Origin of the sequence: Streptomyces sp. MA5143a, from assembly GCF_900290235.1 — a bacterium.
Lineage (GTDB): Bacteria > Actinomycetota > Actinomycetes > Streptomycetales > Streptomycetaceae > Streptomyces.
The window spans coordinates 68,363-80,643 of sequence record NZ_OLMK01000017.1; the positions used below are offsets into that span (position 1 = coordinate 68,363).

The window sequence follows — 12,281 nt, forward strand, 5'->3', positions numbered from 1 at the left end:
ACTCCGGTTCGAACTCGGTCCGCACCGTGCCCGATTCGCGAATCGGAACCGGACGCGCGGGTGGTGACTGCCGCGTCCGACCGGCGTCCGCGCGCTGCTCGACCGGGTGGAGCGGATCAGACCGGTCCGGCGGGTGGGCGGGGCACCCACGACCGGCGGCCGACCCGTCGCTGGTGCGAACACTCTCAGGAAAGGCCGTCGGAGCTCCGGGGCGTGAACCGCACCACAGCGATGCCCGGTAACACGGGGTTCACATGCGAGCAATGATCGGGAAATCGCATGTTGACAGGCTGCCCGGCATCAGCGCGGCGTTTCAGTGCCGCAGCGCCGCAGCACCCGCACATGCGCCTAGTGACCCACCCCGAAGGATGTGTCCCGTGACCTTCAAGGCTGAGTACATCTGGATCGACGGCACCGAGCCGACGGCCAAGCTCCGCTCCAAGACCAAGATCATCGCGGGTGAGCCCGCCGGTCTGGACGCGCTGCCGATCTGGGGCTTCGACGGGTCCTCCACGAACCAGGCCGAGGGCCACTCCTCGGACCGTGTGCTCAAGCCGGTCTTCACCTGCCCCGACCCGATCCGCGGCGGCGACGACATCCTCGTCCTGTGCGAGGTCCTGAACATCGACTTCACCCCGCACGAGTCCAACACCCGTGCCGCGCTGCGTGAGGTCGCCGAGAAGTTCGCCGCTCAGGAGCCGATCTTCGGTATCGAGCAGGAGTACACCTTCTTCCAGGACGGCTACCCGCTCGGCTTCCCCAAGGGCGGCTTCCCGGCCCCGCAGGGCGGCTACTACTGCGGTGTCGGCGCCGACGAGATCTTCGGCCGTGAGGTCGTCGAGGCGCACCTGGAGAACTGCCTGGAGGCGGGTCTGGGTCTGTCCGGCATCAACGCCGAGGTCATGCCCGGCCAGTGGGAGTTCCAGGTCGGCCCGCTCTCCCCGCTCGAGGTCTCGGACCAGCTGTGGGTGGCCCGCTGGCTGCTCTACCGCACCGCCGAGGACTTCGGTGTCTCCGCCACCCTCGACCCCAAGCCGGTCAAGGGCGACTGGAACGGCGCCGGCGCGCACACCAACTTCTCCACCAAGGCGATGCGCGAGGGCTACGACGCGATCATCACCGCGTGCGAGTCGCTCGGTGAGGGCTCGAAGCCGCTCGACCACGTCAAGAACTACGGCGCGGGCATCGACGACCGTCTGACGGGTCTGCACGAGACCGCCCCGTGGAACGAGTACTCCTACGGTGTCTCCAACCGTGGCGCCTCGGTGCGTATCCCGTGGCAGGTCGAGAAGGACGGCAAGGGCTACATCGAGGACCGCCGCCCGAACGCCAACGTCGACCCGTACGTCGTGACGCGGCTCATCGTCGACACCTGCTGCTCGGCGCTGGAGAAGGCCGGCCAGGTCTGATCGGCCGCGCCTCGCGCGAAGCGTCCCGGAGGGCGTCCACCGTTCACGGTGGGCGCCCTCCGGCGTTGTCGGTGGGGCGTGCGAGGGTGAGCGCATGACGATCGACGGGGGCGGCACGGCCGCGGACGGCCTGGCCTCGGACGGCTTGGTGACGGACGGCCTGGCCATCAAGGTGAAGACGGAGAACTGGCAGGAGCACGCCCGGATCACGGCCGGGGAGCTGCGGGAGCTGGTGGGCCGGATCGGCGGCGCGGACGACCGGTTCCTCGTCGTGCAGCGGATCCCGGACGTGCCGGACGTCTTCGTCCAGGTGTGGCACGAGCACGGCAGCGGGGAGTACCAGCTGGAGCACCGGGAGGGCCGCGACCGGTTCTTCGGGACGGTCCTCGCCGACCGGGAGCGGGTCGCCGAGGCGATGACCGGGTGGGCACGGCGGGCGGACGGCTGGGACAGCGGCATCGACTGGACCCCGCTCGACCACGACCCGCCCACGGACGTGCCGGAACTCCCGGACGCGGTACGGGAACAGGTCGAGGAGCGGGTGCGGGTCCTGCTGGCCTGCGGGTACGACGACCGGGCGCGGCTCACCGAGGCCGCCGAGGACTACCTGGTCGAGGGCGACGACCGGCCCGTCTCCCCCGCGCAGGCCCGCCGGCTCGTGGACCGGCTGTGGACGGAGCGGCTCGCGGAGCAGGAGACCTGGGAGGGCACCACCGATCCCGAGCGGATCACCCGCGCGTTCACGGCACTCGGGGCCGCCGGGATCACCGCCCGGGAGAACTTCACCTGCTGCCGCACCTGCGGTATCGGTGAGATGGGCGGCGAGAGCACCGACGGCGACCGGGGCTTCGTGTTCTTCCACACCCAGTGCACCGAAGGCGCCGCCGCCGGACACGGATTGATGCTGCTGTACGGCGGGTTCGACGGGTCGGCCGCCACGACGACGTCCGTCGGGCACGAGGTCGTGGCGGCCCTCGCGGCGCAGGGACTGTCCGCCCAGTGGGACGGAGATCCCTCCAAGGCCATCACCGTCAGGCCCTTGGATTGGCGGAAACACCTGGTGGGATGAGGTGGTGACCCGTCCGCGCTGGTTTGGGGAAGCGTCCGAGGAGTGAGAGCGGGGTCCTCTCGCGGGGCGGTGTCTGCTTCAATGGGGCCATGGCCAGCTTCCAGAACAGCCGCGCGACGGGTCGCCACGACCTCGAGCCCTTCTGGCCTTCCCGTCAGCACCACGACTTCGACCGGGTGTGTTGCCGCGCGATGAACGCGCCGGCCCTCTAAAGCCGCACACCCCGGCCTTCGGTCGGCGCGACACGACGTACGTCCCTCGGCGGAGCCGACCACGAACTCGGTCGCCGAGGTTTCCCGGACGAACCTCTCGCGCGAAAGAGCTGACCTCTCATGGCGAACACCCGTTCTCTCTCGACCGCTGCCACCCTCACCGCCGCACCGGGACCCGCCCCGGCCGCCGCCCCCTCCGCCACCGGTTCGTCCCGCCACCGGCTGCGTGCCGTGGGCCGGGACGAGGTGGTCGACGTCGCGGACTTCCTGCCGCCGGGCACCACCTGGCTGCCCGCGCCCCAGCACACCCTGCCCACGCTTCCGGGTCAGCCGCCGATGGTCGGCTATCTGGTCCTCGTACCGGCCGACCGGCAGCCGCCGTTGCTGCCGTTCGCCGTCGCGGGGGCGGGGCCGGCCGACAGCGCGGGCCCCGAGGCCGCCGTGCCGGGCGACGGATCCGGCGACGAACTGGTCCGTGTCGACACCGTGCGGCGCACCGCCCAGGTGAACGGGCGGCCCCTCGATCTGACCTACCTGGAGTTCGAACTCCTCGCGCATCTCGTGGCGCATCCCCACCGGGTCCACACCCGCGACCAGTTGGTCACCACGGTGTGGGGCTACGGGCATGTGGGCGACGGGCGGACCGTCGACGTCCACATCGCCCGGCTGCGCCGCAAGCTGGGCGCCGAGTTCCGTCAGGCGATCCAGACCGTACGGCGGGTCGGCTACAAGTACGCGCCGCCGCTGGCCCGTTGACCTCGGCTCCGCCCGGCCCGTCGACGGTGCCGGCCGGCGGGCGGATCTTCTGAGAGCAGAGCACCGTTCCGTACGGGGCGCCCGGCGGGCAGAGTCGGCGGTATGAGACTTCTGATGCTGGGTGGTACGGAGTTCGCGGGTCGCGCCGTCGTGGAGTCGGCGCTGGCCCGCGGCTGGGAGGTGACCGTCTTCCACCGGGGACGGCACGAACCCCCCGCCGGGGTGCGGTCGTTGCTGGGCGACCGCACCGCTCCGGACGGGCTCGCGGCGCTCGTCGACGCCTCCGCCGCCGTCGCCGCCTCCGGCGAGGGCGGGTGGGATGTCGTCGTCGACACCTGGTCGGCGGCGCCGCGAGCCGTCCGGGACACGGCCCGCCTGCTGGCCGGTACGGCCGGACGGTATGTGTATGTGTCGAGTTGCTCCGTGTACGCCTGGCCGCCGGCCGCCGGGTCCGACGAGAGCGCGCCGGTGGTGCGGGGCGCGGCGGCGGACGCCGGGCAGACGGACTACGCCCGCGACAAACGGGGCGGGGAGCTGGCCGCCGTCGAGGCGTTCGGCGCGAACCGGTCGCTCCTGGTCCGGGCCGGACTGATCCTCGGGCCGTACGAGAACGTCGGGCGTCTGCCGTGGTGGCTGGGCCGGGTCGCCCGGGGCGGGCCGGTGCTGGCGCCCGGACCGCGTGACCTCCCCCTGCAGTACATAGACGTCCGCGATCTCGCGGGCTGGGTCCTCGACGCCGTGGAGCGGGGGGCGAGCGGGGCGTACGACGTCGTCGGGCCGCCGGGGACGACGACGATGGGGGAACTCCTCGACGCGTGTGTGCGGGTGACGGGCGGACCGGCGGACCTGCGGTGGACCCCGGCCGAGGCGGTGCTCGGGGCGGGGATCGAGCCGTGGACGCAGTTGCCCGTGTGGGTGCCGGAGGGCAGCGACCTCCATGGGGCGCTGCACGGGAGGGACGTCTCCCGTGCCGTACGGGAAGGACTGCGGTGCCGGGGTGTCGAGGAGACCGTGCGGGACACCTGGGAGTGGTTGCTGGGCCTCGGCGGGGTCGCGCCGCAGCGGCCCGACCGGCCCGCGGTGGGGCTCGACCCGGAGGTTGAGGCCAAGGTGCTGGGCGTGTAGGGGGTGTGCGGGGCGCGGCCGGGGAGCCGGCCGCCGTCCGCCTGCCTGCCTGCCTGCCTGCCTGCCTGCCTGCCTGCCTGCGCGAACGTCGCGCCCCGATGCTCCACACGCCGTGAGCGCTCGACAACTCCAAGTCGTGCGAGGGGTGTTGAAACCCGGTCTCCACACGAATCTCTCATCAATTTGTGAGTCGGCTGAACACTCCTGGGACTCACCGCGTATCTGAGGGAGCCGCTTCACTCCTGTCGGGCGCCTCGATGCCCCGCAAGGAAGTCAGAGGAGTTCCATGGGACGCAACACACGGAAACGACGTTCGCCGCTGGCCGTTCGGGCCATTGCCGCATCCGCGGCGCTCGCGGTAGCGGGCGGCGGTCTGGTCTGGGCGAATTTCTACGCCTCAGCAGGCGAGTCGAAGTCCAAGCCGAATACCACGTTCGCCGCTGCCCAGGTGGCCACCATCGCCTGCCCGGACGTCGGCCAGAAGCTGACGAACGTTCCCCGCCAGGCGCGCGCGGGAGTCGCCAAGGAGCTGGCACTGCTGGACCGGCAGATCACCGAGGCCTACAAGCGTCTGGCGGAGACCCGTCAGGCCCAGTCCCGTGACGCCAACTTCGTCAACAACGCCATTCTCGGCCCGCTGAAGTCCAAGCGGTCGGCCACCATCGACCGGATCGGCATCAACATCCGGCGTGTGGGCGGCCAGGTTCCGCAGGGCATGGCGCAGCTCGCCACCTGCCAGAGCAAGACCGACCAGGCGCAGACCAACGCCGGTGGCGGCCAGAACCAGGGTGGTCAGCAGGGCGGCCAGAACCAGGGTGGCCAGCAGGGCGGCCAGCAAGGCGGCCAGCAGGGCAACAACGGCCAGGGTCAGGGCCAGGGCGGCAACGGCCCGGTGGCCGGGGACTTCATCAACATCAACCAGGTCCAGCCCAACGGCGGCCCCAAGGGCGTGAACGGCAACGGTCTCGCCGCGAACGGCAACGGTGGTTCGCGCGGCTCCTTCACCACGAACTGCGGAAACAACAAGAACGAGATCCGCAACTCGGACAACGTGATCGTGGCCCCCGGCGTCAGCAACGGTGCCCAGCACCAGCACGACTACGTCGGCAACCAGAGCAACAACGCCTTCGCGAGCGACCAGCAGCTGGCCAACGCGCAGACGTCCTGCCAGAACCAGGGCGACAAGTCGTCCTACTTCTGGCCGGTCATCCGCATCCAGGACGGCACGCAGGACATCGACCAGGGCAAGCCCGGTGGTGGCGTCGACAAGAACGTCGGCAAGATCGTCGAGCCGAACCAGGTCCAGCTGAAGTTCGTCGGCAACAAGCGCGGCCCCGTCGTCGCGATGCCGCAGGCCCTGCGCATCATCACCGGTGACGCCAAGGCCTTCGTGAACGGCCTGGGCAACGCCAACACCAACTGGAGCTGCACGGGCTTCGAGAACCGTGTGGTGACGGACAAGTACCCGGTCTGCCCGCAGGGCAGCTCCGTGGTGCGGACGTCCTTCTTCCAGAGCTGCTGGGACGGCAAGAACATCGACAGCGCCAACCACCGCACCCACGTGAGCTTCGTCAAGGGTGACGGCAGCTGCGCCAACGGCTTCAAGGCGATCCCCCAGCTCCAGGTCCGCCTGGTCTACAACGTTCCGGCCCCGCAGATCCAGAACGGGCAGGTGAAGAACGCGTACGCGGTCGACTCCTTCCCGGAGAACCTGCACAAGCCGATCACCGACCACAACGACTTCATCAACTTCTTCAACCAGAACACGATGAACAAGATGGTCAACTGCATCAACAACGGTCAGAACTGCACGTAGTACCGAAGCGGTCCTGAACGACCGAAGCCGGCGGTGGGAATTCCCACCGCCGGCTTTCGTGTGTGCCGTGTGCCGGGCCCGCGCGGTCGAGGACGGCGGGCGCGGCGCCCGGCTATCCGCTGTGGCCGCCGCCGCTGTGGCTGCCGCTGTCGTTGTGGCTGCCGCCGGGGTTCATGTGCTCCGAGCCCTCCTGGACATCCCCGCCGAGGGAGCCCTGGAGCCCGGCGACCGTCTTCTTCTCGCCGACGGCGACCCACTTGCGGCCGACGAGGTAGTAGCCGCCGTAGTCCTTGGCGCCGGCGAGCCATTCCGCCTGGCCGCGGTCGGTGGCGAAGGTCGCGAGGACGAACTTGCCGTCGAAGTCGCCGTCCTTGTTGGTGCACAGGGCCTGGCGGATCGTGTCGGCGTCCGTCTGCATGTCCGGCTTGCAGCCCACCTCGCCGGCGATGTGCTCCAAGGTCCCGGTGGCCGTCTTGGGAACCGCCGCGGCCTTCTCGTCGTCCGAGCCGCAGCCGGTCAGCGCCAGCAGGGCCAGGGCCGCGCCGATCGCGCTCCCCGCGAGCCTCTTCCTCGTCACACTCATTCGTACGTACCTCCGGGTGCAGCGTGCCGCCACTGTCGACACAGGGGCACACAGACATGAACAGTCCGTCGCGACGCGCGGTGCTGGGCTCGGCCGGTGCCATCGGCCTCGGAGCCTTCCTGGAACGGTCGGCCCCGGCCCACGCCGCGGAGAGCCCCGGTGGGGGCCCCGTCTTCGATACGGCTCCCGCGCGCTCGGCGCTCAATCGGCGCGCCCCTGGAAAAGCGGGGTGCTGCGGCCCCTGTGCTTTTCCGATGAAGGGCGGGCCGCAGGCCCGACCCTTCAGGGGCGCGGGGAACTGCGCGAGGAACCCCCACCCACCCGCACCCGCCGACGGACAGCGCACTCCCAACCCCCTGGCGCCCGGCCCCACCCAAGCGGAGCGGCAAGGTGACCATCTCATCATTCGCTCGTTCTGCTGAACGTGCAGTCACAGGATGTCGCCCCGCGCCCCGCACGTTCCCGCGACCGAGAGGCGGTGGTGGATGTCGGCCAGGCGGAGGCCGCCCTCGTCGAGCACTACCCGCGTCTGGTACGGCTCGCCTACCTCACGCTGCCCCCGGCGCTGGGCCGGAACCGGCGGGTGCTGACGGCACACTCGTTGACGCAGCGGGCCCTGCCGAGGGGCCGCCGCTCGACCTCGTCGATCCCGGCGCGGGCGACGGGGCGGGACCGTGATCCGGGGTACACCTACGTCCGCCTCCAGGTCGTGCGCTCCGCGCTGGAGGCGGGGCTGTCCCCGTTCCGCGGCGCCTCCTGGCCCAAGCGGTCGCAGCTGCCGCCGTTGCTGCCCCGGGTGTGGGGGCTGCGCCTGTTCCCCCGGCCGGGCGGCGCCGACGAGCTCGCCCTGGACCAGCGGCTGTCGGCCCTGTCGGCCGCGGCCCGTGCCGCGTACGTGCTGCGCGGGCTGGAGCGGCTCCCCGACCCCGCCGTCCGGACCCTCTTGGAGCAGGCGGGCGTCGAGGACCCGGCGGCCGCGCTGGCGGAGGCCGCCTCCGTACCTGCCGAGCGGTACGACCTGCTGGCCTCTCCCGAGTTCGACCCCTGCTCGCTGCACGCCCGGCCGACCGATCTCATGCGGCGCCGGCACCATGTGCGGGCCGCGCTGGCCGCGACCGGCGCGGTGCTGGTGTGCGGGGCGCTGCTCGGCCTGCCGGGCGACGCGTGGGGGCCGGACGGCGCGGCGGCTCCCCCGTACGCCCGGAACCCCGCCGCCCAGGCCGCCCTCGATCCGGGCCGGTTGACGAGGGCGGCAGCCACCGTCTGGGAGGCGACGGGCCGCAGGGACTTCTCCACCTGGCCGGCGCGCGGTGACCTCACCGGCGACAAGGACCTGCTGCGGCGCGCCCTCGCCGTGTGGGCCCGCCCCGGCGAGTCCGTGCAGACCTCGGTGACCCCCGGCACCCAGGCGGGACCGCCGCCCGGTCCGCCGCAACTGCTGTACGCGGGCGAGGTCGACACCCTGCGGGTGGTGCTCCTGTACGACGGCCTGCGCGTCGCCCGCTACGCCGAGCCGCTCGACGACCCGGGCGTCGCCGCCCTCGACCTCTCCCGGGTCGACGGGGCGACCGGCGGCGGGGCCGGCGCGCTGCTCCTGGGCCGGGCCGACGGCAACGTCCGCTATCTGACGGCCCCTTGGGTGCGGAAGGCGGCCGTACGGGATCTGGCGCGGCCCTCGGAGGAGGTGGCGCCGCTCACGCTGTCGAAGGACGGGGGGACGGGGCCGTTCGCCAGCCCGGCGGTGCGGACCGGCCGGTGCGCGTCCTGGGACGTGCTGCAACTGACCGAGGCGTCGGGGCGGACCCGGCTGCTGACCGACCTGGCCGAGGTGGTCCCCGCCCACCTCACCGTGGGACGCCCCTCGTCGGCCCCGGCCCGGGAGGCCACGCGGGCGCCGGAGGCGTGGGCGCCCTTCGCCTGCTCGCTGGCCGCCGTACGGTCGCAGGGCGTACGGGCCGTGAACGCCTGGCCGTTCGCCCGGCAGCCGTTGCCCGACGGCAGCGGCACCGCCGACTGGGTGTGCACCCGCGCCGAGACCTGGCGGGGCGCGGGCGCCCGGGTGCTGGCCCAGTTCGGCACCCCCGGCGGTGCCTTCGTCACCGCGGCCGTCGACGAGGTCCCCGCCTGCGGCCCCGCCGACCCGCATGTCCTGGCCGCCGCCCCCTGGAAGTCCGCGGCGGGCGAGTCGTACCTCCTCGCCGCCGGCGCGAAGGACACCGTCTCCGTCGAGGTCAGCGGCGGGGTGACGGGCTCGGCACCGGGAAACGTCCTCGCCGTACCGGCGAAGGCCGGCGCCCGGACGCAACTGAAGGGCACGCTGGCCAACGGGCGGACGATCAACGGGCTTCAGCCGGCCGCCCGGTGAAGGGGCCCACGCGGAGGGGCTGAGCGGCGGAGGTGCGTCGAGCCGCGCGGGCAACGCCCCCAGCGCGCCCCTCTCCCACCGCCCCACCGCACCACCGCCCAACCGCCTCACCGATCTCCCTGATCCAGCCGCTCAAAGGCCGGAATCGATCGGTAAAGTGTTCGTATGAGAACCGGTGTGCGCCGCAGGATGGGTGTGGAGGAGCGGCGGCAGCAGTTGATCGGCGTCGCTCTCGACCTCTTCAGCCGACGCTCGCCCGAAGAGGTCTCCATCGACGAGATAGCGACGGCGGCCGGTATCTCCCGGCCGCTCGTCTACCACTACTTCCCCGGCAAACTCAGCCTGTACGAGGCCGCGTTGAAGCGGGCTTCGGAGGATCTCGCGGACCGTTTCGTGGAGCCCCGCGAGGGCCCGCTCGGGGCTCGCCTGCTGCGGGTGATGCGCCGTTTCTTCGACTTCGTCGACGAGCACGGCCCCGGTTTCTCCGCGCTGATGCGCGGCGGCCCGTCCTTCGGCTCCTCCCGGACGAACGCCCTCATCGACGGGGTGCGCCAGGCGGCCTATGTCCAGATCCTGTCGCACCTCGACATCAAGGACCCGCCCGCGCGCCTCGAACTGCTCGTCCGTTCCTGGATCTCCCTGGCCGAGTCCACCGCTCTCATCTGGCTGGACGGCCGCGAGATCCCGCGGCGGGAACTGGAGATCCAGCTCGTGCACGACTTCGCCGCGCTCATGGCGGTGAGCGCGGCGTCGGACGAGGACATGGCGGCGATTTTGCGCCAGGTGATCGCCGACGAGCCGGAGGACGGCCCGTTCGGCGATCTGATGGGGCGCCTGGTGCTCCTGGCGCAGCCGTGACGGGCGCGCGGGCCTGGCTCCTCTAGACCTCGTACTTGGCGTAGGAGGGGTCGAGGTCGCGCACCTCCGCCGAGGCGTGGAAGGCCAGGCCCTCCGCCACCTTCACGTGCTCGCGGAGCAGGCCCAGCACGTTCTCCGTCAGTGTCGCCTTCGTCTCGTCGGTGCGGCCGGCGAGCAGGCCCAGCGTGACGTGCACGACGCCATGCCCCTCGGTGTCGGGTCCGACCGTGGTGTCCTCGGTCCGCCGGAACTGGGTCTTGCAGGCCTCCGGCTTGGCCACGGCGGTCCGTACGACCTCCTCGTGCAGGGCCTTCGCGAACGCGGGCCGGTCGAAACCATCGGAGAGTACGGCGGAGTAGTCCACGGTGATCTGCGGCATCGATGCGCTCCTCGGCAAGGTGGTCCAGCGGGTGTGGAAAATCAGCTCACCCTAGCCGGAGGCGGAGCGCCAGCATCGCGATGTCGTCGTCCCGGTCCCGCCCGAAGCAGTGCAGCAGGGTGTCGCACAGGGCGACCGTGCCGAGCGGGGCGTCCGCCGCGGCGGTCCGCAGATGCTCCATGGACACCGACAGGTCGATGCCGCGGGTCTCGATGAGTCCGTCGGTGACCATGAGGAGCCGGTCCGTGGGCCAGAGCGTCGTCTCCGTGGGCTCGGGCCGGTCGAGGCCGAGCCCGAGGAGCGGCCCGGACGCCTTCACGTACTCGGCGCTGCCCGCCTCGTGGACGACCAGCGGCGGGATGTGGCCGGCGTTGGCGACACGGAGGCGTCCGCTGCGGGGCTCGACGAGGGCGAGGCAGACGGTCGCGGTGACGTCGGGGTGGTAGTGCTGGAGCATCTGGTCGAGCCGGGCGGCCAGCACTCCGGGGTCGGCCTCCTCCACCGCGAAGGCCCGCAGGGCATGGCGGATCTCGACCATCACGGTGGCCGCCTCCAGGGAGTGCCCGACGACGTCGCCGACGGCGGTGAGGACGCCGCCGCGGGTGGAGACGGCGGCGTAGAAGTCGCCGCCGATCTCGGTCTGGCGGGACGCCGGCACATAGCGGACGACGACTTCCAGGCCGGGGAACTCGGGCACCTGTTTGGGCAGGAAGCTGTGCTGGAGGGTGAGGGCGACATGCCGTTCGACCTGGTACATGAGCAGTGGCTGCGCGGCGAGCGCGGTCGCCTGGGCGAGCCGGGAGACGAGGCCGGTGGTGTCGGTGGGCGTGGCGTGGGTGCCGCTCAGGGGCAGGGCGACGCAGACGGGGGTTCCGCCCTCGGTGCGGGCCAGCACCAGACGGGCGTCCTCGCAGACGCCGGGCCGGAAGAAACCGGCGGGCCACAGCGGGGCGGGGACGACGGTGTCGTGCGCCCGCGGGTCGGCGGCGGTGAGGCGCCGGATGAGGCGGCCGACGGCCTCGTGGGCGCCGGCGTCGGGGAGCGTGGTGCGGGCGCGGGCGTGGGAGGTGCCGCTGTAGAGCTCGCCGTCCTCGCCGAGCACGAACACGGCGGCGGGCGACCGGGTGAGCCGGGCGGCGCCCTCGGCGGCGGCCGCCGCGAGTTCCCCGAGGGTGCGGGCGGCCTGGACGTCGACGATGGTCTCGGAGAGCAGGGTGAGCCGGCGGACGAGGGCCTCGGCGCCGTTGCGCATACGGGCGCCGCGTACGGCGGCGCGGACGACGGCCTGGATCTCCTCGGGTTCGGCGGGCACCGTCAGATAGGCCTCGCCGCCGGCGTCGAGGCCCCGGCAGCGGTCGCCGGGGGCGATGGCGGCGGCGGAGAAGTGGACGACGGGGAGGGCCGCCGTCGGGGGCTGTGCCTTGAGCCGGCGGCAGAGTTCGAAGCCGCTCATGTCGGGGAGGCCGACGTCGACGAGGGCCAGGTCGGGCAGGGCGCCCGAGCGGAGGCGTTCGTCGAGTTCGGCGAGGGCCTCGCCGGCGCTGGCGACGGGGACGACACTGTGTCCGGCTCTGCGCAGCACGGCGCCCATGGCGTAACGGCCGGCGGCCGCGTCGTCCACCACCAGAACGGTGGTGCGTCCTTCGTCGGCCAGGAGACTCATACGGTTGCTCGTCCCTGAGGCTCGGGTGGTGCAGGCCCTCTCCGCC

Annotated in this window: 10 protein-coding genes; 7 read left to right on the top strand and 3 right to left on the bottom strand. The window is 72.2% G+C overall.

All coding sequences use genetic code 11. The features are described 5' to 3' along the window. Positions 1 to 377 precede the first annotated feature (377 nt). From glnII to SMA5143A_RS08865, 5 genes are all read left to right on the top strand, one after another. Positions 378 to 1,409, top strand: coding sequence for a glutamine synthetase (gene glnII / locus SMA5143A_RS08840; protein ID WP_107462347.1), 1,032 nt, complete (start codon positions 378 to 380; stop codon positions 1,407 to 1,409). A 145-nt stretch (positions 1,410 to 1,554) separates the two neighbouring features. Continuing rightward, complete coding sequence (locus tag SMA5143A_RS08845) at positions 1,555 to 2,478, top strand: DUF6891 domain-containing protein (protein ID WP_107462376.1); 924 nt, start codon at positions 1,555 to 1,557, stop codon at positions 2,476 to 2,478. Positions 2,479 to 2,810: 332 nt separating this feature from the next. Next, positions 2,811 to 3,446 carry a winged helix-turn-helix domain-containing protein gene (locus tag SMA5143A_RS08855; RefSeq protein WP_107462349.1) on the top strand — a complete coding sequence of 212 codons (636 nt, stop codon included), beginning with the start codon at positions 2,811 to 2,813 and terminating at the stop codon, positions 3,444 to 3,446. Between the two features lie 114 nt (positions 3,447 to 3,560). Then, positions 3,561 to 4,571, top strand: a complete 1,011-nt coding sequence (locus tag SMA5143A_RS08860; RefSeq protein ID WP_107462350.1) for an NAD-dependent epimerase/dehydratase family protein — start codon at positions 3,561 to 3,563, stop codon at positions 4,569 to 4,571. Positions 4,572 to 4,857: 286 nt separating this feature from the next. Continuing rightward, on the top strand, positions 4,858 to 6,387 hold the full coding sequence (locus SMA5143A_RS08865) for a DUF1996 domain-containing protein (protein WP_107462351.1): 1,530 nt from the start codon (positions 4,858 to 4,860) through the stop codon (positions 6,385 to 6,387). A 112-nt stretch (positions 6,388 to 6,499) separates the two neighbouring features. On the opposite strand, the gene SMA5143A_RS08870 is transcribed toward SMA5143A_RS08865, so the two are convergent. Continuing rightward, positions 6,500 to 6,970: a hypothetical protein gene (locus SMA5143A_RS08870; RefSeq protein ID WP_181361793.1), complete on the bottom strand. Its 471-nt coding sequence runs from the start codon at positions 6,968 to 6,970 to the stop codon at positions 6,500 to 6,502. A gap of 424 nt (positions 6,971 to 7,394) precedes the next feature. On the opposite strand from SMA5143A_RS08870, the gene SMA5143A_RS08880 reads away from it, so the two are divergent. Then, positions 7,395 to 9,335, top strand: coding sequence for a hypothetical protein (locus SMA5143A_RS08880; RefSeq protein WP_107462353.1), 1,941 nt, complete (start codon positions 7,395 to 7,397; stop codon positions 9,333 to 9,335). Positions 9,336 to 9,500: 165 nt separating this feature from the next. After that, a complete protein-coding gene (locus tag SMA5143A_RS08885; RefSeq protein ID WP_107462354.1) occupies positions 9,501 to 10,193 on the top strand; it encodes a TetR/AcrR family transcriptional regulator in 693 nt (230 codons plus the stop codon). Between the two features lie 22 nt (positions 10,194 to 10,215). Here the strand turns inward: SMA5143A_RS08885 and SMA5143A_RS08890 are convergent, their stop codons facing one another. Together SMA5143A_RS08890 and SMA5143A_RS08895 are read right to left on the bottom strand one after the other, a co-directional pair. After that, positions 10,216 to 10,572: a 5-carboxymethyl-2-hydroxymuconate Delta-isomerase gene (locus tag SMA5143A_RS08890; RefSeq protein WP_107462355.1), complete on the bottom strand. Its 357-nt coding sequence runs from the start codon at positions 10,570 to 10,572 to the stop codon at positions 10,216 to 10,218. A 46-nt stretch (positions 10,573 to 10,618) separates the two neighbouring features. Next, positions 10,619 to 12,235, bottom strand: coding sequence for a fused response regulator/phosphatase (locus tag SMA5143A_RS08895; protein ID WP_107462356.1), 1,617 nt, complete (start codon positions 12,233 to 12,235; stop codon positions 10,619 to 10,621). Positions 12,236 to 12,281: the final 46 nt, after the last annotated feature.

Excerpts from the sequence above, each read along its gene's own strand:
- SMA5143A_RS08870 (WP_181361793.1), bottom strand. The coding sequence starts at position 6,970 with ATGAGTGTGACGAGGAAGAGGCTCGCGGGGAGCGCGATCGGCGCGGCC.
- SMA5143A_RS08885 (WP_107462354.1), top strand. The coding sequence starts at position 9,501 with ATGAGAACCGGTGTGCGCCGCAGGATGGGTGTGGAGGAGCGGCGGCAG.
- SMA5143A_RS08860 (WP_107462350.1), top strand. The coding sequence starts at position 3,561 with ATGCTGGGTGGTACGGAGTTCGCGGGTCGCGCCGTCGTGGAGTCGGCG.
- SMA5143A_RS08865 (WP_107462351.1), top strand. The coding sequence starts at position 4,858 with ATGGGACGCAACACACGGAAACGACGTTCGCCGCTGGCCGTTCGGGCC.
- SMA5143A_RS08890 (WP_107462355.1), bottom strand. The coding sequence starts at position 10,572 with ATGCCGCAGATCACCGTGGACTACTCCGCCGTACTCTCCGATGGTTTC.
- SMA5143A_RS08855 (WP_107462349.1), top strand. The coding sequence starts at position 2,811 with ATGGCGAACACCCGTTCTCTCTCGACCGCTGCCACCCTCACCGCCGCA.
- SMA5143A_RS08895 (WP_107462356.1), bottom strand. The coding sequence starts at position 12,235 with ATGAGTCTCCTGGCCGACGAAGGACGCACCACCGTTCTGGTGGTGGAC.